General features: G+C 51.9%; 22 protein-coding genes. 13 read left to right on the top strand and 9 right to left on the bottom strand.

Going from position 1 to position 25574, the window contains the following annotated elements; all coding sequences use genetic code 11:
• Positions 1–7: 7 nt before the first annotated feature.
• Both clcA and AAGR08_RS21005 read right to left on the bottom strand, forming a co-directional pair.
• Positions 8–1393, bottom strand: a complete 1386-nt coding sequence (gene clcA / locus AAGR08_RS21010; RefSeq protein ID WP_345830729.1) for a H(+)/Cl(-) exchange transporter ClcA — start codon at positions 1391–1393, stop codon at positions 8–10.
• Positions 1394–1527: 134 nt separating this feature from the next.
• A complete protein-coding gene (locus tag AAGR08_RS21005) occupies positions 1528–1824 on the bottom strand; it encodes a hypothetical protein (protein WP_097097895.1) in 297 nt (98 codons plus the stop codon).
• A 266-nt stretch (positions 1825–2090) separates the two neighbouring features.
• Here AAGR08_RS21005 and AAGR08_RS21000 point away from each other — a divergent pair, with 266 nt between their 5' ends.
• On the top strand, positions 2091–2693 hold the full coding sequence (locus tag AAGR08_RS21000; RefSeq protein WP_345830726.1) for a LysE family translocator: 603 nt from the start codon (positions 2091–2093) through the stop codon (positions 2691–2693).
• 3 nt (positions 2694–2696) lie between these two features.
• On the opposite strand, the gene AAGR08_RS20995 is transcribed toward AAGR08_RS21000, so the two are convergent.
• A complete protein-coding gene (locus AAGR08_RS20995) occupies positions 2697–3173 on the bottom strand; it encodes a ferritin-like domain-containing protein (protein WP_345830724.1) in 477 nt (158 codons plus the stop codon).
• Between the two features lie 186 nt (positions 3174–3359).
• Here AAGR08_RS20995 and AAGR08_RS20990 point away from each other — a divergent pair, with 186 nt between their 5' ends.
• Positions 3360–3632, top strand: coding sequence for a hypothetical protein (locus tag AAGR08_RS20990; RefSeq protein ID WP_345830723.1), 273 nt, complete (start codon positions 3360–3362; stop codon positions 3630–3632).
• A 107-nt stretch (positions 3633–3739) separates the two neighbouring features.
• Here the strand turns inward: AAGR08_RS20990 and AAGR08_RS20985 are convergent, their stop codons facing one another.
• The gene (locus AAGR08_RS20985; protein WP_345830721.1) at positions 3740–3901 is read right to left on the bottom strand and encodes a YnfU family zinc-binding protein; all 162 of its coding nucleotides are present in this window, start codon (positions 3899–3901) and stop codon (positions 3740–3742) included.
• Positions 3902–4170: 269 nt separating this feature from the next.
• Between AAGR08_RS20985 and AAGR08_RS20980 the strand changes: the two genes are divergently transcribed.
• From AAGR08_RS20980 to AAGR08_RS20955, 6 genes are all read left to right on the top strand, one after another.
• Positions 4171–6393 (top strand): hypothetical protein, encoded by a 2223-nt coding sequence (locus tag AAGR08_RS20980; RefSeq protein WP_345830719.1) that lies wholly within the window; start codon positions 4171–4173, stop codon positions 6391–6393.
• A complete protein-coding gene (locus tag AAGR08_RS20975; RefSeq protein WP_345830717.1) occupies positions 6353–12787 on the top strand; it encodes a glucoamylase family protein in 6435 nt (2144 codons plus the stop codon). The genes AAGR08_RS20980 and AAGR08_RS20975 overlap by 41 nt, the downstream gene beginning before the upstream one ends.
• 64 nt (positions 12788–12851) lie before the next feature.
• Positions 12852–13562 carry an SDR family oxidoreductase gene (locus AAGR08_RS20970; RefSeq protein WP_345830716.1) on the top strand — a complete coding sequence of 237 codons (711 nt, stop codon included), beginning with the start codon at positions 12852–12854 and terminating at the stop codon, positions 13560–13562.
• A gap of 104 nt (positions 13563–13666) precedes the next feature.
• Positions 13667–14131, top strand: a complete 465-nt coding sequence (locus tag AAGR08_RS20965) for a hypothetical protein (protein ID WP_097097901.1) — start codon at positions 13667–13669, stop codon at positions 14129–14131.
• A 90-nt stretch (positions 14132–14221) separates the two neighbouring features.
• Positions 14222–14668 (top strand): hypothetical protein, encoded by a 447-nt coding sequence (locus AAGR08_RS20960; protein ID WP_345830714.1) that lies wholly within the window; start codon positions 14222–14224, stop codon positions 14666–14668.
• A 5-nt stretch (positions 14669–14673) separates the two neighbouring features.
• Positions 14674–15222: an RNA polymerase sigma factor gene (locus AAGR08_RS20955; RefSeq protein ID WP_345830811.1), complete on the top strand. Its 549-nt coding sequence runs from the start codon at positions 14674–14676 to the stop codon at positions 15220–15222.
• Positions 15223–15261: 39 nt separating this feature from the next.
• On the opposite strand, the gene AAGR08_RS20950 is transcribed toward AAGR08_RS20955, so the two are convergent.
• Positions 15262–16281 carry an MBL fold metallo-hydrolase gene (locus AAGR08_RS20950; RefSeq protein ID WP_345830712.1) on the bottom strand — a complete coding sequence of 340 codons (1020 nt, stop codon included), beginning with the start codon at positions 16279–16281 and terminating at the stop codon, positions 15262–15264.
• Positions 16282–16426: 145 nt separating this feature from the next.
• Here AAGR08_RS20950 and AAGR08_RS20945 point away from each other — a divergent pair, with 145 nt between their 5' ends.
• From AAGR08_RS20945 to AAGR08_RS20925, 5 genes are all read left to right on the top strand, one after another.
• Positions 16427–16753 carry a gamma-glutamylcyclotransferase family protein gene (locus AAGR08_RS20945; RefSeq protein ID WP_097097905.1) on the top strand — a complete coding sequence of 109 codons (327 nt, stop codon included), beginning with the start codon at positions 16427–16429 and terminating at the stop codon, positions 16751–16753.
• A gap of 33 nt (positions 16754–16786) precedes the next feature.
• Complete coding sequence (locus AAGR08_RS20940; protein ID WP_345830710.1) at positions 16787–17581, top strand: MBL fold metallo-hydrolase; 795 nt, start codon at positions 16787–16789, stop codon at positions 17579–17581.
• 101 nt (positions 17582–17682) lie between these two features.
• Entirely contained in the window at positions 17683–18483 is an 801-nt protein-coding gene (locus AAGR08_RS20935) for a MetQ/NlpA family lipoprotein (protein ID WP_345830708.1), read from the top strand.
• Between the two features lie 275 nt (positions 18484–18758).
• On the top strand, positions 18759–20627 hold the full coding sequence (kup, locus tag AAGR08_RS20930; RefSeq protein ID WP_345830705.1) for a low affinity potassium transporter Kup: 1869 nt from the start codon (positions 18759–18761) through the stop codon (positions 20625–20627).
• Between the two features lie 341 nt (positions 20628–20968).
• Positions 20969–21274 (top strand): DUF1471 domain-containing protein, encoded by a 306-nt coding sequence (locus AAGR08_RS20925; RefSeq protein WP_097097909.1) that lies wholly within the window; start codon positions 20969–20971, stop codon positions 21272–21274.
• 24 nt (positions 21275–21298) lie between these two features.
• On the opposite strand, the gene AAGR08_RS20920 is transcribed toward AAGR08_RS20925, so the two are convergent.
• From AAGR08_RS20920 to leuC, 4 genes are read right to left on the bottom strand one after another with little or no spacing between them, the layout of a single operon-like run.
• Positions 21299–22261: a LysR substrate-binding domain-containing protein gene (locus AAGR08_RS20920; protein ID WP_345830702.1), complete on the bottom strand. Its 963-nt coding sequence runs from the start codon at positions 22259–22261 to the stop codon at positions 21299–21301.
• Positions 22262–22291: 30 nt separating this feature from the next.
• Positions 22292–23206: an alpha/beta hydrolase gene (locus tag AAGR08_RS20915; protein ID WP_345830700.1), complete on the bottom strand. Its 915-nt coding sequence runs from the start codon at positions 23204–23206 to the stop codon at positions 22292–22294.
• On the bottom strand, positions 23199–23837 hold the full coding sequence (leuD, locus tag AAGR08_RS20910) for a 3-isopropylmalate dehydratase small subunit (protein WP_345830698.1): 639 nt from the start codon (positions 23835–23837) through the stop codon (positions 23199–23201). The genes AAGR08_RS20915 and leuD overlap by 8 nt, the downstream gene beginning before the upstream one ends.
• A gap of 1 nt (position 23838) precedes the next feature.
• A complete protein-coding gene (leuC, locus tag AAGR08_RS20905; protein WP_345830696.1) occupies positions 23839–25260 on the bottom strand; it encodes a 3-isopropylmalate dehydratase large subunit in 1422 nt (473 codons plus the stop codon).
• Positions 25261–25574: the final 314 nt, after the last annotated feature.

Here is a 25574-nt window from a genome sequence, read left to right as displayed (position 1 = left end):
CAATGACTTAGCTTTCGATCCTGTTAGCTTTTGCCAGCGTTCGGGCTAGAATTGAAGAATAAAGGGGTTTACCGCCAAAGAACTGCGCGGCTAGCGTGGCCCCCAGGCAGGTGATGATCATGGGCAGAATCAGCTGATAATTGTTGGTCATTTCCAACACCAGCACAATGCCCGTCAGGGGAGCGCGCACCGACGCGGCGAAAAGCGCGCCCATACCAGCAACGGCAAAAGTAGCCGGCTCCAGCTGTAATCCTGGGAACCACTGCATGCACAATTGGCCGTAGCAGGTACCTAAAAGTGTGCCCAGAGTGAGCATTGGTGCAAAAATCCCCCCGGGCGCACCGGAAGAGAAACAGCAAATGGTTATCAGCGTGCGCAGCGCGAAGAGGAAGAAGAGTGCCTGTGCGCTGACATTACCACTGGTAAAGTCCGGGATCAGCGAGATCCCGCCCTGCACGGCCTGTGGTAGCACCATTCCTATCACGCCACAGGTGCCGGCCAGTAAACTCCCCCCTATCACCCATGGCGTTACGCGTCCTTTATGCCAGCGCTGAAACTGATCCTGTGCAGCAAAAATCAGGCGATTAAACGCAACGCCGCATCCCCCAAATAACATACCCAGAATCAGATAGAGCCAAAGTGTATTAGTAGGCGCATCCCGTAACTGACCAATATTAATGATTGGCTCATTACCGTTGCATAGGCGGAAAACAATGCTGGAAACGATAACACCTACAAACACCGCTTTGATAGAAATGAGGCTATAGCGAAACTGGGGCCGCATCTCTTCAAGAATAAACAGGATACCCGCCAATGGTGCGTTGAAAGCCGCTGATAAACCGGCTGCAGCCCCTGTTGCCAGCAGCGTATGGCGAGACTCAGCGGCACGCACGCGGAAAAGATCAACGCACATCCCACCAATATTTCCCCCCAGCTGAACGGTGGGCCCTTCCCGTCCTAGCACCATGCCGGAACCCAGCGCCCCCATTCCGCCAATGAATTTCACTGGCAACACACGCCACCAGCGCACCGGACGTAACTCCTCCAGCGCACCTTCAATTTCCGGGATGCCCGAGCCGCCAGCTTCCGGCGCATATCGGCACACCAGAAAGTAACCCATGCCGCCCAGGACAGCGGCCAGAAAAAAAGCGCTCAGACCGGTCAACCACGGGCTGCCATTTACGCTATCGATCACGTTGAGGCGGGTGTGAATAACAAAATTTACGGCGCGGTCAAACGCCACGCCGATCAGTCCCGTTAGCACGCCCACCAGCGCCGCCAGCGCTAATAGCAAGGCTGGCGTTTTATCACGACGTAATAGTTTCTGTATCAATATGAAACGTCCGGCACGTAAAAACGTGCGGGGCTCTGCCGATCGTTCATTAGCCAACATGCGTACCCTTTGTTTCCGCACCACGATGCAAACTGTAGTATGAGAAGATGGAGATAAGCATACTGAGAATGACGGTCAAGTTAATGCAATAATTCGCAAGTGAATTTTTCAAAACGTCCGGGCAATAACAGCGATTACTGGAGCGTAGCCGTCGCTACGGTGCCGTCTGAATTGAACGTCATTAGCACATGCCAGGCTGAATGATCGGTAATCTTAAAAAAGTCGCCATCATTCTCACGTGTGAATCCATATTCCACCAGTGCCGCAAAAGCGCTCGTTTTAGGCTGTGCCAGAACGCGTGCCTGCAGAAAGGAGGCGATATCACCGCGCTGGCGTTCCATCATGCTGTTGCGGGACTCGGCTGCTGGTCGATTAGCGTCATTCTGTGCTTTGGTTTTGTGGATATCGCACCACGTCGCTTCAGTTTGCATATCGCATCCCGAGCGTGTCAGAGCAGCCCGATGAGCGGCGTTGATGGCATGTGCAGGGCTGATAGCTACCATTATCAGGGCCAGCAAAGCACAACGAAAAGAACCTCTATTCATCCCTTTTTCCTCGATCACACTTAAGCCAGAGCGGCGCTTACATTTCTTTACGAAGCGCAGAGTAGAGTGCGGATAGCCATCATGCTTTGATCTGCATCAGGTTCCAGATAGCAGTGGCAACAGCGTAATGCATCACTTACTATGCAAACACTATGGAAATCAATCTACTGGGTTTTATTCCTGCGCTTCTTCCCGTGGCATGCTCACCTGGAGCAAGTTTCACGCTGGCCATGAACAGCGCGCTGGCGGGCGGACGTCGTGGACTGATCCGTACGCTGGCGGGCACTGCTCTAGGCATTTATACGCATGCCCTGCTCATTGGCTTGGGCCTCACCGCTATCCTGGTTTCATCCCCCAGTGTGTTTGGCATGTTGAAAGTTGCGGGAACCGTTTATCTGCTTTGGTTAGGGACGCAGCTGATACTGAGCGGATGGAAAGCGCAACGCATTGATTTTACGCGTGAAAACGCGACCGTAACGTTAAAAGAGGCCTGGCTGGCTAACGTGCTAAACCCTAAAGCGGTGATCTTTTATCTGACGGTGGTATCGCAGTTTGCTGGAAGCAGCGGTGAAGTGAGTCATTATCTGGTGCTGGCGTCGGTCCATATTGCGGTGATGAGTTTATGGCTGATTGCGTTGAGTAATGTGCTGATTTTTTCAGCCCGCAAGGCGGACCCTGTGGTGCTGAAAAAATACGTTAATATTGGCGGGGGGTTACTGCTTGTTGTTTTCTCGCTTGGCAACCTGTTCCACTAACGGTTAATCTTGCTCTTCAGCAATCAGGGTGAGTTTTTCGTCAGTCGCCTTCTCTTCTTCCAGCGTTTCGCCCAACAACTTCGCCGCATCCTGATAATCAAGTTTAAGCGCTAAGGCACGTAGCGTACCGTAGGTGGCAATCTCGTAGTGCTCAACTTTTTGAGCCGCCCCAATCAATCCGGCATCTCTTACCGGTCCTGCTTCCACTTCATCAATGATTTCCTGCGCCTCTTCAGCCAATCCTTCCAGCGCATGGCATTTCATTCGTTTAATCCGAACCCCTTCAGTGAGTTCAACCAGCTGGTCAATGCGATCAATTTGTCCGCGCGTTTCTTCAAGGTGAAGTTCAAATGCAGCAACTAAATTTGGATCCGTAGCCGCACGAATCATTTTGGGTAGCGCTTTGGTAATCTGCTTTTCAGCACTATAAATATCAGATAAATCATGTACGAAGAGATCATGTAGCGTTTTAATAGTCATAATATTACCTTGTTGTAGGGTATTGATAAAAAAAGCGGGGAAGCTGCGGCCATTTATTAGGCTGTAACCTAATCCTGACTTAATCATGGCGGACATCGCGTATTACACAAGCGCAGCGTTAAATAAATCATTCATTTTATTTCACGCAATGCCAGGCTTAAGAGAGGCCAACGTGGAGCAAGTATCATGAAAAAAACATCCCCCCCTGAAATGCGCTGTCAGATCATTCATCAGCGCACATTATCCGAATTAGGGTTAATTTCTCTGTATGAAGTCAGCGTTAACAACGGAAAGTATGCCGTTATACGCTTAGACAATGATCAGACATTTCAAGCAGGTGACATTTTTAAACGCATCAATAATCTTTGGTTTTGTAATGAGAAATTAATACATCCGATGTCTTTTCAGTATGTAGACCAGGCTGAAGCTCAGCGTTCATTTTTGGAATATGAAAGGTAAATTATTTTACAGCTTTAGACAGGCAAATGATAAACGGTAGGTGGCTCTTCTTGTACAGGTGAGCAGAATCAGTTTAGTGATTAACAAAAAAAGACGCGGCAGCAGGCTCACTTCTCCATAACAAATAATGACTTACAGTGTGGGCACAGCATTGCCTGGCTGTGGGATTGTTTATGTGAAGATTGTGGGCAAAACTTTTTGCACACCGGACATTGCGCACTAACCTCCCGGCGGCCCAAATTTTCCAGAAATCGATTTAACCAGCTCATGATTTATTTCCTTTTTCCGATAACTCATTCTAACACACCTTATTTTTTTCACCGCAACTAACATTTGACAAGCCGATAAAACCGGTCCAAGTCTATCATTACGTTGTTTATAATTTTTAAATAAGCTATTGCCGTATAAACCAACCGCAAACGCCATTTAGCGCTATACTCTTTAAAGGTAAATTAATTTCCCTCGCCCTCCCTATACCATCAATTTTCCTATTGATAGTGCTGGCTTTTTTAATCCATCGGATTTTTGTGATGCCATTATGAAAAATAAAATTCCCACCGGGTCGATCTTAAACAGTAGCGTGCTGCCAGAAATGACAGGCAGCAACGTTGAGTTTTTACATGAAAGTGGTATTTACCAGGCGAACCGGCCAGATGTTTTTTCTGAGCAACAAATGGACATTTACGGCGAGCGTTTAGCAAAAACGCACCATCTTTCCAGCGCGAAAAGAAGCTATAAATTATTACAACGATTAAAAGAAAATGAGCAGGCGCTGATTAAAAGCGCGGAAATATTGAGTGCCGGTGATGAACGCAACCTGACACCTGCCGGTGAGTGGCTGCTGGATAATTTTTATATTATCGAAGAACAAATTCGTATGGTGCGGCATCTGCTGCCCGCAAAATTTGGTCAGGGTTTGCCCGTATTAACCGAACCGGCTCACTATTTGCGTATCCAGGCGATTGCTGACGAGATGATCAGTCATAGCGATGGTCGGCTCGAATCCAGCGTATTATCGACCTTTATACATGCCTATCAAAGAGTTACGCCACTGTTAATGGGCGAGCTTTGGGCGCTTCCTGCCATGCTGCGCTTTGCATTAATCGATAATCTCGCCCGCATTGCCGTGGGAGTAGCCAACATCCATCAGGAAAGAGGCCAGGCGGAGGAATGGATTAATGAAATCATTCACCACTCTGCAAAAGATGCCAGCAAGGTCATTCAGGTTATCGCCCGAATGGCAGATAAGAACGATCAACTGTCCGGTGCCTTTGTCGCTGAACTGGCACGCAAGCTCAACGGACAAAATCATTCGCTGGCGCTCACCTGGGTGGAACAGCATCTGCTGAATACCGGACGTAACACGGCGGATGTCATTGAACAATTTAACCGTCATCTGTCGCTCAGCCAGCTCTCGGTGAGCAATAGCATCTCAGGATTACGCCAGCTGGGAGAAATTAACTGGCAGGATTTGGTAGAGTCGTTGAGTTTGGTTGAACAAGTGCTGGCGCAGGATCCCAGCGGCATCTACCCACAGATGCATTTTGACAGTCGCGATCAATATCGCCATGTGATTGAAGAGCTCGCCCGGCAAAGTCAATTTGATGAGTTAAGCGTCGCTAATCAGGTGCTGGCGCTAAGTCGTCAGACTGGATTACCTATTCGGCAGCAGCACATTGGTTATTTTTTGCTAGACAAGGGGCGGACAACACTGGAGCAGCAGCTGCAGCCGCGCAGCTCGTTGCTGAGCCAGGCGCGGCATCATCTTAGCCAGACGCCGCTCCTCTCCTGGTTAGGTAGCCTCACCTTGCTCACCACCGCGTTTACTGCCGAGACGCTGCTGATTACCCGCCATGCGAACATGTCTTCGCTAGTCTGGTTACTGCTGCTGCCCGCCGTGATAGTGATCAGCAGCCAGCTCGCCATGCAGTTACTCAGCGAAGTCACCACCCGCACCCGTCATCCTGTTCCCCTACCGCGGCTCAATTTTGAAGCCGCCGTTCCTGATAAAAATCGGACGTTAGTGGTCATTCCCTGCCTGATTAGCAGTCAAAAAGGGATCGATACGCTACTTCGGTCACTGGAAACCAGCTATCTCGGGAATGCGTTAGCCAATATCACGTTTGCACTGCTGGCTGATTTTACCGACAGCAAGGCTGAACATCAGGCGAATGACGATGAAATTATCGGCTATGCGGTACTGAAAATTGAAGCGCTCAATCGACGCTATAGCAGCAAGACGCAAAATGATGTGCTCTTTTCTCTGCTGCATCGCAACCGTGTGCACAATCCCTCTCAGGGCGTTTGGATGGGGTACGAGCGCAAGCGCGGCAAGCTCCATGCGCTGAACCGTTGGTTACAGGGTGAAGAGGAGATGTTCAACGTCACCGTGGGTGCCACGCATGCGCAAATGCGCCAGGTCAAATACGTTATTACCCTCGACAGTGACACCATCCTGCCGCGGGAAACCGCACATAAGTTAATCGGCATTATGGCGCATCCGCTTAATGCACCCGTGTTTGACGATCGCCTTAACCGCGTTGTTGAAGGCTACGCCATTCTCCAGCCGCGTCTGGCTGAAGAGATCCCGCCGTTTGGGCAAGGCATTTACGCACGGCTCTCCAGCAGCGTGCCGGGCAACGATGCCTATTCCTCTATGTCATCTGATATCTATCAGGATTTGTTTGGCGAAGGCTCGTTCGTCGGCAAAGGAATTTACGATGTCGCTGCGTTCACGCGCGCTACGCGTAACACCGCTTAGCCACGATCTGCTTGAAGGCTGTTATGCCCGGTCCGGCGTGGTCAGCAACGTGGTGCTCTATGAGCACTATCCCGATAACTATCTGAGTGATGTTGCTCGCCGTTTTCGCTGGGTTCGCGGTGACTGGCAGCTGCTGAACTGGCTCCGGCTACGCGTACGCCTGGCAGATGGTAGTCATCAGGCCAATCCGTTGAGCGCGCTGTCGCGCTGGAAGCTGTTCGACAATTTGCGGCGCAGCGTAGTGGCACCGGCCTTGTTAATGCTGATATTCCTGACGTTTACCTACGTCGCGAATCCAATTTTTTGGTTGGGCTGTATTGTTCTCTACCTTCTGCTGCCAGGGCTACTCGCGCTGGGGATTGAGGGCATGAGAAAAAGTAAGAAGCGCGCCTGGCAACATCATCTGTATATCTTATCGGCAGATGCGCTGACCCGCCTGAGTCGAGCCGCACTGCTGCTGGCTGCCTTGCCGCATGAAAGTTACTGGTCACTGAAGGCGATCGTTGTCACCCTGTGGCGCTTGAACGTTACCGGGCAGTTTCTGCATGAGTGGAAGAGTGTTGCAGCCGGTCATGCTGGGCAAGCCCCCGGGTTAGGTCATTTCTATCGCGCCATGTGGATCAATCCCATGGCGGGCGTTGCACTGTCACTTTTAACAGGTTTGATCAATCCGATGTTGCTGCCAATGGCGATGCCTATCGCGTTGCTGTGGGCGGCTGCGCCCGGCTTATTGTGGCACCTGAGTAAACCGGCAGCTCCCCGTCAGAAACGACTCTCCTTCGAACAGCAACAATTTTTACGTCAGACCGCGCGACATACCTGGGCCTGGTTTGATGATTTCGTCACGGCTGAACACCATCATCTGCCGCCTGACAACTTTCAGGAAGTGTTGCAACCCACGGTTGCGCATCGTACCTCTCCCACTAACATTGGCCTGTCGCTGCTGGCCAATTTAACCGCGTGGGATTTTGGTTACGTGACGCAAAAACAGGTGATTAACCGCACGCTCGCCACGCTGGATAGCCTCGACCGCATGGAGCATTTTCGCGGACACCTCTACAACTGGTATGACACTTACACGCTGCAGCCTTTGCATCCGCGCTACATTTCCACTGTCGACAGCGGCAATCTCGCCGCGCATCTGATCACGCTGCAGTCAGGCCTCGCGCAATGGAAACATCAGCCGCTGCTGGCGCTGCCTGTGATTATGGCCGGTCTGCAAGACACCTTTCTGCTGGCTGAAAAGCAAATGGGGGCCGAGCGAAATCATCATTGGGAAGCGTTAACGGCAGAATTTGCTGGATTACAGCAGGCGCAGCCCGCAGCGATAGCAGAACGCACCTCAGCGCTGATTGGCCTGAGCGAGAGGGTACTGGCGGAGATAGTCTTTCCTCAGCAGCAGGTTAAATGGTTTGAACTGTTCATCCGGCAGCTTATCGAGTTTCAGGAAGAGTGGACGCTGTTTTTCAGCTGGCTGACACCGCAGCATACGCTTCCGAAAGAGCTGCCTTCGTTGCTGTGGCTGGTGGAATTACATGTTCACTATCCCGATCTTCCCCTAAACCAATCCGAACCGGTGATCTGGGCCGCTCGCGAACGTATGGCAACCCTGTTGGAGCTGGAAGGTCGGCTGGAAAACCATGCCAAAATGGATTTTCGTTTCCTCTACCTTCCCGCCACCTCGTTGCTTAGCGTCGGCTATAACCTCGATAGCGGACTAATGGATAAAGGCGCTTACGATCTCTTCCCATCCGAGGTGCGACTGACGCACTACTTCGCCATCTCCGCAAACCAACTGCCAGTAAAAAGCTGGTTTGTTCTGGGGCGATTATTTACGCAGCTCGCCAATAAACCCGCCGTGATGTCATGGAGCGGCTCGATGTTTGAGTATCTGATGCCACATCTGGTGATGCCGGTGTATCCCGATACCTTGCTGGAAAAAATGGCCTTAGCAGCGGTAAGGCAGCAGATAGCGTCAGGCGAAGCTGCGCACATTCCCTGGGGCGTTTCAGAGTCGGCCTATGCCGCCTTTGATGACAGTCAAAACTATCAATATAAAGCGTTTGGCACCCCCGAGCTCGGCCTGAAGCGCGGCCTCGGTGATGACCACGTGGTCGCTCCCTACGCCACGCTATTAGCGCTGATGGTTCTGCCGCATCCTGCGACTGAGAACCTGATGAAGCTGAAAAAAATGGGCGCCTGCGGCAAGTATGGCTTCTATGAGGCGCTTGATTTCACCGCCCATCGGCTGGCGCGCGGTCAGCAATTTGTTGCCGTTAAAACCTATATGGCCCATCACCAGGCAATGGGTTTTCTGGCGATCTCGCACCTGCTGTTTGATGCGCCGATGGTGACGCGTTTTATGTCTACCGCCCGCTTCCAGTCGTCCTACTTACTGTTGCAGGAGCGCGTGCCAGACGATATCGAGCTGTATACGCCACGCCGGCAGTTTGCTGAGGTAGTGGATAAAGCGCCCCGCTCGGATCTGGCCAGATTACGCGAATTCAGCGGATCAGCGGGGCATGTGCCGCAGCTGCAGCTGCTATCTAATGCCAATTACCATGTTTTAGTCACGCAATCCGGCGCGGGCTACAGTTTATGGAAAGGATTGTCGCTAACACGCTGGCGTGCGGATGGCACGTGTAACCAGCATGGTATTTTCTGTTATATCCGCGATCGTCAGACAGGCGAGGTCATCAGTCCTACGTTTCAGCCGACCTGCAACGAAGAGCCGCAATATATTGCGCGCTTCAGTGATGCTGCGGCAGAATTTGAAGCCCGCAATGAGACGCTGAGCACCCATACGCATATTGTGGTCTCACCGGAAGACGACGTGGAAATTCGGCGGGTCATCCTTACCAACCACTCGCGGCAACCGCGTGATATTGATATCACCAGTTATGCGGAAGTGGTGCTGGCTCCGGCCGCCAGTGATATGGCGCATCCCGCGTTCAGTAACCTGTTTGTGCAGACCGAAATCGTGGCCGAGCTGGAAGCCATTTTGACCCATCGTCGTCCGCGCGAAGAGAAGACCGAACCGGTCTGGATGTTCCACGCCCTGCTGATTCACGGCGCGAGCGAGCGCGCCACCAGTTTTGAAACGGATCGCGCGCAGTTTATCGGACGCGGCAACAGCGCTGCCAATCCTCAGGCATTAGCACCCGACGGCGTTCTCTCGGGCAGCGCTGGCGCGGTGCTGGATCCTTTGCTCTCGATTCGGCAAAAAATACAGCTCAAGCCGGGGAAATCCATCACGCTGGATCTGATCTACGGCGTGACATCGCAGCGCGCCGCCTGCTTGGCGTTGCTGGAGAAGTATCGCAATAACGTCTATGCCAATCGGGTCTTTGAAATGGCCTCGTCCCATAGTCAGGTGGCGCTACGCCAGCTCAATATCACTGCGGAAGATGCCAGTTTGTACAATCAACTCGCCAGTGCGGTGATCTTTGCCAGCCCGGAAATGCGCGGCGACAGCAAATACCTGCAGCAGAATCGTTTGGGACAGGCATCGTTGTGGCGTCATTCGCTGTCGGGCGATCTTCCCATCGTGCTGGTGCGCATTGAAAACGGTACGCAACTCAGCCTGGTGAGTAATTTGATCAAGGCGCATCAATACTGGCGGCAAAAAGGCCTGGTAACTGATTTGGTGATCATCAACGGCGAACACGGTGGTTACCAGCAACTCCTGCAAAATCAATTACTAACAATGATGGCATCCGCTGAAACGCAACAGCTTGTTGACAAGCCCGGCGGCGTCTTCATCCGCCAAAGCGAGCATCTGGCGAGCGAGGACATCACGCTCTTAATCAGCGTGGCCGCCGTGGTGCTTGAGGGGCGAAACGGCAGTTTAGCCGACCAGCTTACGGTGCTGCTTAAACCGCAGCCTACCCCAGCATCCGCTCACTTCTTGCCACACAAACATTCCGCACCGGCCGCCGTTCTGCCGCCGTCATCGGCAGCGTTGCAGATGTTCAATGGCACCGGTGGCTACACCGCAGAGGGTAACGAATACCACATTCATTTACCGGAAAACCACCAGACGCCGGCCCCCTGGTGTAACGTACTGGCCAATAAACAGTTTGGCAGCGTCGTCTCGGAAAGTGGGCAAGCGTACACATGGTATGAAAATGCCCATGAATATCGGTTAACCCCGTGGCAAAACGACCCGGTAAGCGATACCTCCGGAGAAGCCTTTTATCTGCGCGATGAAGAGAACGGTGATGTGTGGTCGCCGCTGCCGCTGCCGATGCGCGGTAAAGGCGCCTATGTGACGCAGCATGGCATGGGTTACAGCCGTTTTGTGCATCAGGAACGGGGGATAAGCAGTAGCGTAACCACCTTTGTGGCAAGAGAAGAGGCCGCGAAGATTACGCTCGTCACGCTGAGTAATCTCTCAGGCAGAACGCGGTATATGTCGATCACCGGTTATGTCGAATGGGTGCTGGGCGAGTTGATGAGTCAATCTGCCCCGCATGTCCAGACCTCATCGGCCATGGTGGAAGCCGGCAGCGCCATTCTGGCGATCAATCGCTATAACAGCGCAGGGTCGGCCCGAACCACCTTTTTTGCCGCATCAGGCAACCAGATTACCTTCAGCGGCAATCGACTTGAATGCCTTGGCCGCAACGGATCGATGCGCAAACCGGCGATGATGCAAGCGCGTGGATTATCGGGCAATACCGGAGCAGGTTATGATCCTTGTGCCACCTTGCAAACGCTGACAACCCTGATCGATGGCGATACGCGTACCTTCGTCTTTGTGTTGGGCGCAGCGGAAGATACCGACGCGGCGCTGACGCTTATGCAGCGCTTCCTGCCTCTTGAAGCAGCGGAGGCTGAACTTGAGCAGGTAAAAAACCAGTGGCAAGACGTGTTGAACAAAATCGAGGTGCAAACGCCCGATCGTGCTGTGAATTTACTGGCAAATCGCTGGTTGCTCTATCAAACCCTGGCCAGTCGCTTGCTGGCACGCAGCGGTTACTACCAGTCGGGTGGAGCATTCGGTTTTCGCGATCAGCTGCAGGATACGCTTGCCCTCACCCATGCTGCGCCGCAGTTGCTGCGTGAGCAGCTACAGCTCTGCGCATCTCGTCAGTTTCTTGAGGGGGATGCCCAACACTGGTGGCATCCGCCGACAGGACGTGGCGTCAGAACGCGCTGCTCAGATGATTATCTATGGCTACCTTATGCGCTGTGCCATTACGTAACGGCGACAGACGATCTTACCTTGTTAGAGCAGCAGGTACCGTATCTGGAAGCAGCGCTGCTGCTGCCGGAACAGGAATCGGTATATAGCCTTCCCGGCGTGAGTCAGATACACGAAAACCTATGGGAGCACGCCTTACGCGCAATCAAACATGCCCTGACTTTCGGCGAGCATGGCCTGCCGCTCATCGGATCCGGTGACTGGAATGATGGCATGAGCGCGGTGGGCATTGCCGGGCGGGGAGAGAGTGTCTGGCTGGGCTTTTTCCTCTATAGCGTGCTTACCCGTTTTGCAGCCCTCTCGCACCGACTAGGGAAAACCGATGCTGCTACGCTGTGCCTGTCTCAGGCCGATAGCCTGAAAACAGCGCTTAATAACGTTGCCTGGGATGGCGAGTGGTTCCTGCGCGGTTATTTTGACAGCGGCGAAACGCTGGGGTCGCATCTCAATAGCGAATGTCGCATTGATGCCATCGCCCAAAGTTGGTCGGTGCTTTCCGGCGCTGGCGATCCGGACAAATGTGAATCAGCGATGCAGGCGCTGCACCAGCAGTTAGTCGATAACGATAACGGGCTGATTAAGCTGTTAACGCCGCCGTTTAACGGTGAAGGGCCGAATCCCGGCTATATCCGCGGTTATTTGCCGGGCACGCGTGAAAATGGCGGGCAATATACGCATGCGGCACTTTGGGCGATTATGGCCTTTGCCGAAATGGGCCACGTTGACCGCGCCTGGTCACTGCTGGCGCTGGTTAATCCTATCAATCACAGTCTCACGCCGGCTGACGTTGAAACCTACAAAGTTGAGCCCTATGTGATGGCGGCGGATGTCTACAGCGCAGAGAACCACGAAGGGCGCGGCGGCTGGACCTGGTATACCGGCTCGGCTGGCTGGGCCTATCAGCTAATAATTGAGAGCCTGCTGGGCATCATCCGACACGGCAAGCAGTTGCAATTACGTCCGCGACTGCCAACCGCGTGGCCAGGCGCGAAGGTCACCTATCGCGAAGGCGAGGCAACGTATGAGATTGATATTGTGCGTGCCGAGGGTGCCCATCAAATGTGGCTGGATGGCGAGCTCTGCGCGGGAGATGAAATCACCTTGTGCGACGACGCGCGACATCACCAGGTGATAATCCATCTGACCCCGTCGCTTCGGTGCCAGGGCGTATCGTCTATAGATAGTTAATTTCGGCATTTGCCACATTATTCTCTTTTCCATAGGGTGAAGGCTTAACCAGGAGAGAGAATAGATGACGGCATCAACATTATCCGTTGCCATTGTGACGGGCGGCAACAGCGGCATTGGATTGGAAACGGTAAAATTACTGGCGACCGATCACCAGGTTTACGCGATTGGGCGCAACCCGCAAACGCTTCAGGCACTGGAAAAGGTGGCAAATGTAATACCGGTAGCATTGGATATCACGGATTACGCCGCCGTAGCCGCGTTTACGGCTTCTCTCGCGCGTATCGATGTGCTGGTACATTCTGCGGCGATCTCGGTGCTCAGCACCACTTACTCGGCCACGCCAGAACTGTGGCAGCAGCATTTGAGTATCAACGTCATTGCACCCGCTGAACTGACGCGCTTAGCGTTGCCTGCTCTGCGCGCATCTCAGGGTAAGGTGGTGTTTATTAACTCCGGCTCGGGCACGCTGGCACTGGCAGGCCATGTTGTTTATTCCGCCTCGAAATTTGCGCTCACGGCACTGGCGCATGCGCTGCGGACGGAAGAGAGCGAGCATGGCGTGCGCGTGGCGACGATCGCGCCAGGCCCCACCGATACGCCGATGAATCAAGCCTCGCGCCAACGTGCCGGTAACCATGCCCCCATCAATCCACGGGAATATCTTGAGGCCTCTTCTGTTGCGCGTGCCGTCAGATTTATTGTTGATAGTCCGGAAGACACGCAGATCGCCGACATCGTAATACGCCCGCGCTGGGATAAGGCCAGGCGTTAACAGCAATTGAGTGAACATTGCCTGAATGTGTGGCTTAACGCATTCCCAGCGCCGGGGGTGTGAAGGTAAAGTGGCATCTTTGATAACTAAGGATTAGTTAGCTGATGAACACAAAACTGAGAGCGGCACTGGTGTGGGGTGTAGTTTGTTTTTTATTACTGTACCGGACGTTGCTTACCGAGATCGTCTTATCGTGGCAAGTACTGCAACAATACGATGTTCCGATCTGGCAGCTGGTCGTGACCTATAGCGCCAATATCGTCCCGGCATGCATTCCTCTCGCCTGTTTTGTCTGGCTAACGCGTAAAGCCCATTTCACCTGGGGTTTTGCGCTGACGTTGCCCTTTATTGCCTGGCTGATTGGCAGCTGTTTCGTGGTGACAATATTGTGGATGATCACCGCCAACATCACCAGCGCCCCACCTTATTCTGCTGGACCAGCGCAGATGATCACACAACAGATCGTGAAGTTGTACTGGACGTCTCGCACTTTGACCGCCGCGCTGATCATCCTGGTTTGTAGCTATGCTTTCTGGCGTGAATGCAGACTGCTGAAAACCGCTGGCTGAATATTTTTTCAAATAATCAGCAATATTCCTGCCGCTCATTCGTCTACCTCATCACAAGCCGTTATCTAATAATGTAATGAGGAAAGAGCAATGAGAGATTTTGATATGCACAGACGCGATCACGGCCACCATTTTGGTGGTCACCGCATGGCAAAACCACTGGTCATCGGTGCCGTTATTGTTGCCGCACTCGGATTGCTGGTGATGTCGCTTTGGAATGCGTTACTGCCGGGCATCGTCGGCGTGAAAAGCATCGGTTTCTGGCAGGCGTTGGGGCTGTTAGCGCTTTGCCGCATTCTGTTTGGGGGGTTGGGTTTCCGCCCAGGGATGTTTGGTATGGCACGCCGCCGTATGCATGAACGCTGGATGCAAATGACACCGGAACAGCGCGAAGAGTTTATGCAGCATCGCCGTAATCGTTTTGGTCATCGCGGCCACCGCGATCGCTGCGACTGGCACGGTGGTCGTCGTGACGAAAGAAACGATTCTCGCCCGCAGCCCGATAGCAACGCGTCCAAACCCAGCGATTCCGAGTAATCGTGATGCCGCAGGATTCACTGCTAATGTCAGCAATCAACGCCTGTCGCACAAAGCTGAAGGCGTTTATTCGCGGTCGAACGGCGGTGCGTGAAGATGCTGATGATATCTTGCAGGAAGTCACCTATAAGCTGATGCAGGTAGAGCAGCCGGTGGAGAACGTTGCCGCCTGGCTGTTTCGCGCGGCGCGCAATGAAATGACCGACCGCGCGCGTAAAAAGACCGAACAGCCTTTTTCGAACGTCTTCGGCGGTGACGAAGAGGGTGAATTTCCTGAGGATGAGCTGGCGGAAACCTTATTTGGGGTGCCGCAAACGCCAGAAGATGAATATTTAAAAGCGTTACTGTGGGAAGAGCTGGAAGAAGCGCTCGCTGAGCTTCCAGCGTTACAGCGCGAGGTATTCGAGAAAACCGAACTCCTCGGATATAGCTACCATGAGCTGGCAGCAGAAAGCGGCAGCAGCGTGCAGGCTTTATTGTCGCGCAAGCATAAAGCGGTACTGTTTTTGCGCACCCGCTTACGCAGCCTGTACGATGAATTAACCCTCGATTGATAAAAAGCATCCCAGCCTCATGCGCTGGGATGCTGCTTTTTACCACCAGGAGGCTTCTTCCTGCGGCTGCAAAAATTGCACGCCCTGCCCGATTTGCGGCATACAGAGTTTGATTTGATGTTCTTTTGCCAGCGCGACTATTTGATTCAGCGGATCGTTCCAGTGATGAAATGCCAGATCGAAGGTGGCATTGTGAATCGGAAACAGCCATTTCGCGTTCAGATCTTTAAAGGCTTTTATGGTGTCTTGCGGCAGCATGTGAATATCGGCCCAGCGACGGTCATAAGCCCCATTTTCCAGAAATGCCATATCGAATGGGCCAAACTTATGGCCGATCTGTTTGAATCCGTCGAAATAGCCGGAATCACCACCAAAGAACAAACGGAATTCATCGCTTATGATGCTCCACGAGCACCATAAGCGTTTATTACCGTCAAATAAACCTCGCCCGGAAAAGTGCTGCGAAGGCGTTGCGACAAATTGAATGCCGCCAATATCTGTGGATTCCCACCAATCGAGCTGCGTAATTTTCTCCGGCGCAACGCCCCAGGATGTAATCAAGTCGCCAACACCGAGCGGAGTCAGGAAATATCGCACCCGATCTTTGAGCTGCATGATGCTGTGATAATCGAGATGATCATAATGATCGTGCGAGAGAATAATCCCTTCGATGGGCGGCAACGCGTCGAGTGAAATAGGTGCGGGCTGAAAGCGTTTGGGACCTAATCGGCGAAACGGTGACGCACGCAGGGTAAATACCGGATCGGTCAGCCAAAATTTGCCCTGTATTTTAAACAATAATGAAGAGTGTCCAAGCCGATATACACGCTTATCCGGTGCGAGAAGCAGCTGCTGCGCGCTAAGAGGGATAAGCGGTAATGCATGCTCGGGAACCGTATTTTTAGGTTTGTTAAACGTAAAGTCCCAGATAAGTTTGGCGTATTCGGCCAATCCCAGCTGCTGGCGTGGAATGCCATTATTAAATCTCTTGCCATCAAATTGTGCGGATTGTGGATAGCTTTTTATCGTGCAGCGGGCAATGCTCGAACTATTCATCATTGATCTTTTACCTCACCAGGCGGGTGGTTCAGAATAGCGATTTTCATTAGTACGCACATCACATATCGGGCGGTCTGCATGCCGGGGATGACATCAACCCTTCGGCAGAGTAAAGTGCCGCTTTTGCTTGATTTTACGAGGGAAAATGGAACGTTTATTTGTTTATGGCACGTTACAGCCAGGCCACTCTAATGCCCATATTCTGGAAAATATCGGCGGCGAATGGCTGGCGGGATCGGTTGCAGGCATCTACTACGCGCGTGGCTGGGGCGCTGCAGCGGATTTTCCCGGCATTGTTTTGCAGCACGACGGGCCACGCGTGCAGGGTTATGTGTTTATGTCCGATCGGCTGGCGTCACATTGGCCGATGCTTGATGAATTTGAAGATGGCTACGATCGCGTTGAAGTCGACGTGATCACCCTTGATGGACAGCCGCTCTCGGCCTGGATTTACCAGCTTCAGCCGCAGTAATAAGCGTGTTTCATTTATGGTCAGGAGTTGAGCATGATTAAAGTCTGCACTGCATGCGGCACGTCTTACGACGAGCAACGTGAAGAAATCAAACGCTGCGCAATATGTGACGATGAGCGGCAATACGTGCCGGCAACCGGGCAAAAATGGATGCCGCTGGAACGCCTGCTCCTCACTCACAGCAATAAATGGCAGCAGCACACCGCCACACTCTTTAGCTTGCAGACGGTGCCAGGCTTTGCCATCAATCAACGCGCCTTTCTGCTGCGAACATCTCAGGGAAATATTCTTTGGGATTGCATCGCTAATCTGGATAACGCCACGAAAGCCATTATCAGCGCGCTTGGCGGTATTCACGCCATCGCTATTTCACACCCGCATTACTACAGCACCATGCAGGATTGGGCTACCGCCTTTAACGCGCCGATTTACCTCCATGCCAGCGATCGTGAATGGATTATGCGCTCCAGTCCCCATATTCAGCTTTGGCACGGTGACGAACTGGAAATTTTACCTGCAGTGAAGCTGATTCGTCTTGGCGGCCATTTTGCCGGGGGTTGTGTGTTGCATCATTCGCACAATGACGGCTTACTTTTAAGCGGCGATATATTGCAAGTCACGCCTGGCGCTAATGCCGTGTCATTTATGTGGAGCTACCCAAATATGCTGCCACTCTCTGCCTCGACGGTGAGCGACATTATGCTTCGGCTTTCACCGTTAAAATTTGAGCAACTTTACGGCGCATTTGAGCATCGTGAAATTTTGACCAATGCGCAGAAAAAAGTTCTGCATTCGGGCGAGAAATACATCGCCTGTTTGCAAAAGTAGCGGCCCCTGAACGAATTCCAGGCAAACGGCTCGCCAATGGATGTACAGACGTCTAGATATCCATTATAGTCCGTTTCCTACGTTAAGAGGGGACCTGCGCAATGAAGAAAATAATACTCACAACTCTGCTGGCTGCTTCCGTTGCACTGTTGAGTGGCTGTAATAAAAACGATGAAAACCACATCAAAGTGGCCATAAATACCGGGCCAGACCAGGCGTTATGGGACACAGTGAAGCAAGTTGCGCACGACAAATATCAGCTGGATGTTGATGTTGTCGCCTTCAATGACTATGTACAGCCAAACGAAGCGCTGTTTAACAAAGATGTTGACGCCAATGCGTTCCAGAGCCTGCCCTATCTGGAGATGCAATCAAAAGAGCGCGGTTACCACTTCGCCGTAGTAACCAACACCTTTGTATTCCCGATTGCGGGTTATTCACGCAAGATAAAATCGCTTAATGAGTTACCCATCGGTGCCACTGTAACCATCTCTAATGAAGCGACCACGCTGGGCCGCAGTCTGCTGCTGTTACAGGCGCAAGGCCTAATTAAAGTCAAACCAGAAGCGGGCCTGCTGCCCACCACGCTGGATATCACTGACAATCCTAAAAAGCTGAAAATTGTGGAAGTTGATACGCCGCAGCTAGCGCGCACCCTGGATGACCCACAGGTTTATATTTCCATCATCAATAATAACTTTGCTGCCCTGGTTAATCTCTCTGCTTCGCGTGATGGGATGTTTATGGAAGGCAAAGCCTCACCATACGTCAATGCCATCGTGGCGCGTGAAGACAATAAAGACAGCGCCAACGTGCAGAAGTTGAAACAGGCCTTCCAGTCGCAGGAAGTGCTGGATAAAGCGAACGAAATCTATAAAGGCGATATTATTAAAGGCTGGTAATACCCGGCAAAATAAAGCCGCGCAACGCATTTTTTGCGCGGCTATCTCAACATCAAGCCCCTCTTTCTCTTCACATTTGCTTTCCTCTCTCACTGTTAAAACGATTAATCAACTACGCTCAGATCATAAACCAGGCAGCAATATAAAAATGCCGTAAAAATATCGGCGATTGGCGTAAAAATGGTGTTCATAAATTCGCCTTACTCTGTTCGCCCGCGTAGCAAACGGGTATGTTCGCCATCATGAGTCTCAAACCTGATACCTACAGGAAATCTATGAGTCAGAACGAAAAACAGTCCCTACCGGCAGGGATGCTAGCCGCAGCAGGCATTGTGTTTGGCGATATCGGTACCAGCCCACTTTATACCCTCAAAGAGTGCCTCTCCATTCTGTCCGACGGCGGCATATCAACCACGGCGGTGATGGGCTTTCTTTCGCTGATTTTCTGGGCGCTGACGCTCATCGTCACACTGAAATATGTTTGTTTTGTCATGCGAGCCGATCACGATGGCGAAGGCGGCGTTCTGACGTTGATGTCGCTGGCGCGCCAGCACGTTGGAGAAAAAGCGGGTCACATCATTGTGCTGGCGGGCTTAATTGGCGGCGCGTTCTTTTATGGCGATGGCGTTATTACGCCGGCAATTTCGGTGCTATCGGCGATTGAAGGGATTGAAGTGGTTTCCCCAGAGTTGGATAAATATGTGGTACCGCTGGCGGTAGTGATTCTTACCCTACTGTTTATCATTCAACGGCACGGAACGGAGAAGGTCAGTAAAGTATTCGGGCCGGTGATGTTTGTCTGGTTTGTTTCAATCGCCCTGCTAGGTATTCGCGGTATCGCACTCAACCCTGACGTGCTCTACGCGCTCAATCCTTCCTACGCACTGACGTTTTTACTGAGCCATAAAGCGCTCTCGTTTGCCGCGCTCGGCATGGTAGTTCTGGCGGTAACCGGTGCAGAAGCGCTGTATGCAGATATGGGACACTTGGGTAAAACACCGATTCGCATGGCCTGGCTGGTCATCGCCATGCCTGCGCTGGTACTTAACTATTTTGGTCAGGGTGCATTAGTGATTGCCAATCCGCAGGCTATTAATAACCCGTTTTTTAACCTCACACCTGCCTGGGGGCAAATTCCGCTGATTGTGCTTTCGACAATGGCAACGGTGATTGCCGCACAATCCGTGATTTCCGGGGTATATACCCTGACGCATCAGGCGATACGTCAGGGCTTCCTGCCGCCGATGCGCATTATCTTTACGTCACATACCGAATCCGGACAGATCTATATTCCCGTGGTGAACTGGCTGCTGTTTGTTGCCGTAACGGTGATTGTTTTGGCCTTCCGCCAGTCTTCGGCGCTCTCTTCCGCTTACGGCATCGTCGTCACCGGAACAATGGTGATTACCGCCTGCCTGGCAGGCGTCGTCGCGCTGCGTAACTGGAAGTGGCCGTTACCGGTCGCTCTCATTTTCCTGCTGTGTATGCTCAGCATTGATGTACCGCTATTTAGCGCCAATCTGATGAAATTGTTCTCTGGCGGTTGGGTGCCCGTGTTGCTGGCGCTCAGTATGATGGGACTCATGCTGATTTGGAGCAGCGAGCGTAATCGTTTAATTCGCCGATTGAATAACGATCCAGAAAGCTTGCAAGCATTGGTCAGATCGCTGGAAACCAATCCGCCCAGTCGCGTGGCGGGCACGGCGATTTTTCTGGCGCGGAAACAGCACGAAATTCCGCAGGCGCTGCTGCATAACCTCAAACATAACCGCGTATTACATAAACGCGTGGTGCTGCTACACATCCGCACCGCTGATATACCGCGCGTTTATAATCAAAAGCGCCTGAGCATCTCCCAGCTGTCCCCTTCATTCTGGCAAGTCACCGCCACTTATGGTTGGCGCGAAACGCCGTCAATGGCTGAAATTCTGCATCTGTGTGGGCTGGAAGGATTTGGCTGTACCGTGAATGAAGCCTCCTTCTTTACCTCACATGACACCCTGGTGATGAAAAAAAGAAAAGGTCTGATGCGGGTGAAAGGCGGTATCTTCCATTTCTGCCAGCGTAATGCGCTGCGCGCGCATGAGCAGTTTAATATCCCGCCGAATCGGGTGATTGAGTTGGGCGGACAGCGCGAGTTTTAATTTTTCTAACGCCACCCTTAGTCGGGTTGCCATGAATGCGGCTGTCAGAAGCGCTTTACCGTTTTTTGTCAGGCCGCCATTCATGACAACATTTTTAACACCGGCAAATGTAACCACATGCAAATATATTCGCGGAAGTTTGAATGAGTTGTGGCTGAAGATTTCTTAACATCTAATTAGCAATTAAAGCTAAAACGCTTAACCTCAAAACGTGTTTATTAGCTTTACCGGCAATGATCACCCGCCGTGAGCATTTTTGGGATGTAAAAGCGCATTATCAACAATTGAACAACTCGCAGCTTCAGCCATGGGCTCAGCTATTCTTTCCGAGGAGTATGGCCATGAAACAATTAATTAATGATGTTATCTCAATCTTTACACCGCAATCTGTAAAACCCGTTTTAATTCGTGCTGATTTAACCCATCGCGAAATTTCATCAATCCATCCGGTTGGATTTACTTCCGTGAGCTGGGCCACCTCAATGGAAGAACTGAATGACGCATTTGTGCAAAAAGCACTTGCCGCTGGCGCTGTGGGCTACCACATCACCGACGTTGAGTCTCACGAGCCGGCGCACGATGGCCAACACGTGATGGCTGCAACAGCGACGCTTTATCACATCAATAGTAAAGTGGCCTATGGCTGATGTTTACTGTCGTCCTGCATGAATTCATAGCCTGCCTTGCGTCATCGGCAGGCTTTTTTCTGCGAAATACTCCGACAGAAAATCAATAAACACCTTAATACGCGGAGATTCTGAAGAGCGTTGTGTATAAACCGCCCATATATTGGCTTCCTGATACCACTGCGGTAAAACGTGAACGAGTTTGTTCTCTGTTAAATAAGGTGAAACGTCCCAGGCTGAGCGCAGTGCAATCCCGTGTGATTTTAATGCCCAGTTAAGAATCACTTTGCCACTGTTGGATGAATAGTGACTATTAAGACGACAAACAATTTTGTTCTCACCATCGGTCAATGTCCAATGCCCAAATGTATTGTTGTTTTCATTAATAATAAGGCAGCTGTGATCCATCAAATCGCCCAGCGTGGTTAATGCAGGTGACTGCGCTAAATACTCTGCCGATGCGCATAAAATACGCCGATTAGCTGCTAATTTTTTGGCGATGTAAGAGTGATTAATATCATCACTGACGCGAATATCAACATCGATGCCAGATTGCAGCAGATCAATATCGCGATCGGTGAGAATTAATTTGATATTCAGCGAGGGATGACGCGCCATAAATTCTGCCACGGCGTCGGAAAGATAGTCTTGCCCAAAACCAAAGGAGCAAGCCACGGTGAGGTCGCCGGTCAGCTCTCCGCGCCACTGCTGGAAATTATTTAGGAAAGAATCCATTTCATGCACCACCTGCAGCGCGCCCTCCAGCGCTTTTTCACCTTCGGGCGTCAGGCGCATCACACGGTTGGTGCGAAAAAACAGCCGGGTTTCCAGCTGCTTTTCAAGGATGGCAATACGTTTGCTGATGTAAGATGGCGACTGGCCCAGCTCCGTCGCGGCGCGGCCAAAACCTTCATAGCGCGCCACGCTGATAAACACGTACAGATCGTCTACTGAAGGCCAGCCCTGCAAGGGTTTCTGATAACTTTTTCCGGCAAGCAATATCTTCATAACACCACAGCGTTAAAGAAATTTAGCCGGTTATAACACAGAATCCAGGAAGCACTGAAGCTGGCTTAAAAACAGTTCGGGTACTTCCTCATGCGGCGAGTGGCCACAAGGTAATGCCTGCCCTTGCACATGACGCGCTTTATCCTGCCAGGTATCCACTACGTTATATAACTGACCAACCGTGCCCTTTTCACCCCACAACAGCAATAGCGGAGATTCAATACGTTTATCACTGTCTTGCGCGTCGTCGTCTAAATCGATGGTGGCCGCAGCGCGATAATCTTCGCATACTGCATGTATCATCGCTTTATTTTGATAACAGCGCAGATAATCATTAAATATTTCATCCGAGGTTGCGCCTGGCGTTTTTAATTGGCCATCAATGTGTTTACGCAGAAATAAAGCCGGGTCGTGACCGATCATGGTTTCGGGTAACGGGTACGGCTGAATCAGGAAAAACCACCAGAAATAACGCGTGGCGAATGTTTTATCGGTTAATGCATACATGGTTGCGGTAGGTGCAATATCGACAAATACGCAGCAGGAGAGTTTTTCCGGGTGATCGAGCGCCAATCGGTGCCCGACGCGGGCGCCGCGATCGTGGCCCACGAAGGCCACGCGATCCCATCCCAATGCTTCAATCAGCAGGCTAATGTCATCGGCCATCACGCGTTTTGAGTAGGGGCGATGGGTTTCATCACTCGGCGGTTTATCACTGTCGCCATAGCCACGTAAATCCGGCAGGATAACGCGATATTTTTGCGCCAGCTGCGGCGCAATCTTGCGCCACGCCAGATGATTCTGCGGATGACCATGCAAAAGCAGCAGCGGCGGCCCTTCGCCGCCCATGGCTACGCGTAACGTAATGCCGTTAGCCAGACGCACATCGCTAAGCGTAAAGCCTTCAATAAACGGCGAATCTCCCCGCGGCGTTATCTCACCCATGCTGTTCATCCTTTGCCGTATTCGCGCGTTTCAGCCACGGACGTTGGGCAAAATGCTGCGTTTCAAACTGGCTAATATCAGAGGCGTATTGCAGCGTCCAATCTACCGCGCTTCCGCCGCCCAGCAGCATTTCACGTTTCAATGCGCTCACGGAGAACGCAATACGTTGATTATCGAAAAGGATCGCCTGCTGTTCCAGCGAAACGGTAATGCGATTGTTGGTAGGATCGTTCGCCACTGCACTCAATCGCTGGTAATCCTCATCACTCAACGTCAGCGTCAGAACACCGTTGCGCTGGCAGTTATCATCAAAGATACCGGCAAAACTGGTACCAATAATGGCGCGAATGCCGAGCTGATTGAGCCCCCACACCACATGTTCGCGGCTGGAACCACAGCCGAAATTCGCCCCCACCAGTAAGAAAGTGGCGTGTTCCCACCCGCGCTGATTGAGAATGAAATCCGGGTTTGGGCTGCCATCGGCTAAAAAGCGTAGGTCAAAGAACACGCCGCGATCTAAACCCTGGCGATCAATGCCTTTGAGAAACTGCTTCGGCATGATCACATCCGTATCAATATTGGCAGCCGGTAACGGGGCGAGCGTGCCGGTAATGTTGTTAAACGCTTCCATTTTAAACCTCTGCTGCCATAAAGCGGCGGACGTCAACCAGATGACCGGCAATCGCGGCGGCGGCAACCATCGCCGGACTCATCAAATGCGTGCGGGCACCTGCGCCCTGACGGCCTGGGAAATTACGGTTGGTACCTGAAGCGCAACGATCGCCAGGCGCAAGCACATCTTCATTCATTGCCAGACACATTGAGCAACCCGATTGACGCCACTCAAAGCCGGCGTTGATGAATATCGCCGCTAATCCTTCCGCTTCTGCCTGCTGACGCACCTGAGTTGAACCAGGAACGATAATGCCTCGCACGTGTGGCGCAATTTTATGGCCGTCGATAATGGCGGCTGCGGCTCGTAAATCCTCAATTCGACCATTGGTACAGGAACCAATAAACGCGTGCGTGATGGCGATATCGGCTAACGGCGTGCCGGGTTCCAGCCCCATGTATTTCAGTGCGGTATTTAACGCCTGCTGTTTAACCGGATCTTTTTCCTGCGCGGGATCGGGGACGCGCCCCGTGATAGCGCCAGCTTGATCCGGGCTAATCCCCCAGGTCACTTTGGGTTCGAGGTCACTACAATCGATGGTAATGCGGCGATCAAAGGGCGCGTCAGCATCGCTCTTTAATGCACGCCACTCCGCAACGGCCCGATCCCACATTGGTCCCACCGGCATTTGCGGTTTGCCCGCAATATAGGCAAAGACCTTTTCATCCGGCGCGATGATAGCGCCGCGAGCACCGGCTTCCACCGCCATGTTACACAGCGTCATGCGCCCTTCCATACTCAGCGCCGCAATGGCAACACCGGTAAATTCAATGGCAAAACCGGTAGCGCCTGAAGCGCCAATCTGCTCAATCAGCGCCATGATGATGTCCTTCGCCGAGCAGCCAAACGGCAACTCGCCGTTCACCGTCACCAGCATGGTTTTCAACCGGCGATAAATCAGCGTTTGCGTGGCAAGCAGATGCTCGATTTCCGAGGTGCCGATGCCGAAGCCAAGTGCACCAAACGCGCCGTATGTGGTGGTATGGCTATCACCTGCAGCGATCACCATTCCGGGCATGACCAGGCCCTGCTCGTGGGCAACAACATGTTCAATACCCTGACGTGGATCCATCACATCGAACAGTTCAATGCCAAAATGCGCGGCATTCTGGCGGAAATAATCAACCTGTAATTGTCCACCGGCATCGGTCATCGCGTCATCGCGTTCGGGACGCGTTGGGTTGACGTGATCGACATTCAGTAAAATAGTGCCGGGATTACGCACCGCACGCTGATGATCGCGCAAACCGCTAAACGCCTGCGGGCTGGTGTACTCATTCAGAATAGAGCGGTCGATGTACAGCAGCACATGCCCTTCGTCGTCTAACGTCCGAACCACATGCTGATCGATCAGTTTTTCATACAGCGTTTTGTTAGCCATGCCGTTGCCCACGTGAAAGTGTTTAAACAAATCATTAGAGACCTTAGGGTAATACAGTTTTGCTACGCGTAATGAACACGCTTCGTGCAGTGATGGTTTATGAAATGTGCAGCGGTAGGCGAGGTTTTTATTTGACCTAAGTCGCGTCAACCGATATAAAGAATAACCGCGTGACCTGAGCGGTTTATCCTCGCTTTACTCCCTGTTTTGCTTATGTTTTATCCGCCTTTCTTTTTTTAAAGTTAATTAATTAACACCAATACTTTATTAACTAAAAATAAGTTAATCATTTCGTAACAATCTCTTAATGTGCA

Origin of the sequence: Pantoea sp. BRR-3P (assembly GCF_039621635.1) — a bacterium.
GTDB classification, from domain to species: domain Bacteria; phylum Pseudomonadota; class Gammaproteobacteria; order Enterobacterales; family Enterobacteriaceae; genus Pantoea; species Pantoea floridensis.
This window is presented reverse-complemented; position numbering and strand designations above follow the sequence as displayed.

Coding starts and splice junctions, on each gene's coding strand:
- leuC (WP_345830696.1), bottom strand. CDS start 25,260: ATGGCTAACAAAACGCTGTATGAAAAACTGATCGATCAGCATGTGGTT.
- AAGR08_RS20955 (WP_345830811.1), top strand. CDS start 14,674: ATGCCGCAGGATTCACTGCTAATGTCAGCAATCAACGCCTGTCGCACA.
- AAGR08_RS20995 (WP_345830724.1), bottom strand. CDS start 3,173: ATGACTATTAAAACGCTACATGATCTCTTCGTACATGATTTATCTGAT.
- AAGR08_RS20965 (WP_097097901.1), top strand. CDS start 13,667: ATGAACACAAAACTGAGAGCGGCACTGGTGTGGGGTGTAGTTTGTTTT.
- AAGR08_RS20940 (WP_345830710.1), top strand. CDS start 16,787: ATGATTAAAGTCTGCACTGCATGCGGCACGTCTTACGACGAGCAACGT.
- AAGR08_RS20920 (WP_345830702.1), bottom strand. CDS start 22,261: ATGAAGATATTGCTTGCCGGAAAAAGTTATCAGAAACCCTTGCAGGGC.
- leuD (WP_345830698.1), bottom strand. CDS start 23,837: ATGGAAGCGTTTAACAACATTACCGGCACGCTCGCCCCGTTACCGGCT.
- clcA (WP_345830729.1), bottom strand. CDS start 1,393: ATGTTGGCTAATGAACGATCGGCAGAGCCCCGCACGTTTTTACGTGCC.
- AAGR08_RS20980 (WP_345830719.1), top strand. CDS start 4,171: ATGAAAAATAAAATTCCCACCGGGTCGATCTTAAACAGTAGCGTGCTG.
- AAGR08_RS20945 (WP_097097905.1), top strand. CDS start 16,427: ATGGAACGTTTATTTGTTTATGGCACGTTACAGCCAGGCCACTCTAAT.
- kup (WP_345830705.1), top strand. CDS start 18,759: ATGAGTCAGAACGAAAAACAGTCCCTACCGGCAGGGATGCTAGCCGCA.
- AAGR08_RS20975 (WP_345830717.1), top strand. CDS start 6,353: ATGTCGCTGCGTTCACGCGCGCTACGCGTAACACCGCTTAGCCACGAT.
- AAGR08_RS20915 (WP_345830700.1), bottom strand. CDS start 23,206: ATGGGTGAGATAACGCCGCGGGGAGATTCGCCGTTTATTGAAGGCTTT.
- AAGR08_RS20935 (WP_345830708.1), top strand. CDS start 17,683: ATGAAGAAAATAATACTCACAACTCTGCTGGCTGCTTCCGTTGCACTG.
- AAGR08_RS20970 (WP_345830716.1), top strand. CDS start 12,852: ATGACGGCATCAACATTATCCGTTGCCATTGTGACGGGCGGCAACAGC.
- AAGR08_RS20985 (WP_345830721.1), bottom strand. CDS start 3,901: ATGAGCTGGTTAAATCGATTTCTGGAAAATTTGGGCCGCCGGGAGGTT.
- AAGR08_RS21000 (WP_345830726.1), top strand. CDS start 2,091: ATGGAAATCAATCTACTGGGTTTTATTCCTGCGCTTCTTCCCGTGGCA.
- AAGR08_RS20950 (WP_345830712.1), bottom strand. CDS start 16,281: ATGATGAATAGTTCGAGCATTGCCCGCTGCACGATAAAAAGCTATCCA.
- AAGR08_RS20925 (WP_097097909.1), top strand. CDS start 20,969: ATGAAACAATTAATTAATGATGTTATCTCAATCTTTACACCGCAATCT.
- AAGR08_RS21005 (WP_097097895.1), bottom strand. CDS start 1,824: ATGCAAACTGAAGCGACGTGGTGCGATATCCACAAAACCAAAGCACAG.
- AAGR08_RS20960 (WP_345830714.1), top strand. CDS start 14,222: ATGAGAGATTTTGATATGCACAGACGCGATCACGGCCACCATTTTGGT.
- AAGR08_RS20990 (WP_345830723.1), top strand. CDS start 3,360: ATGAAAAAAACATCCCCCCCTGAAATGCGCTGTCAGATCATTCATCAG.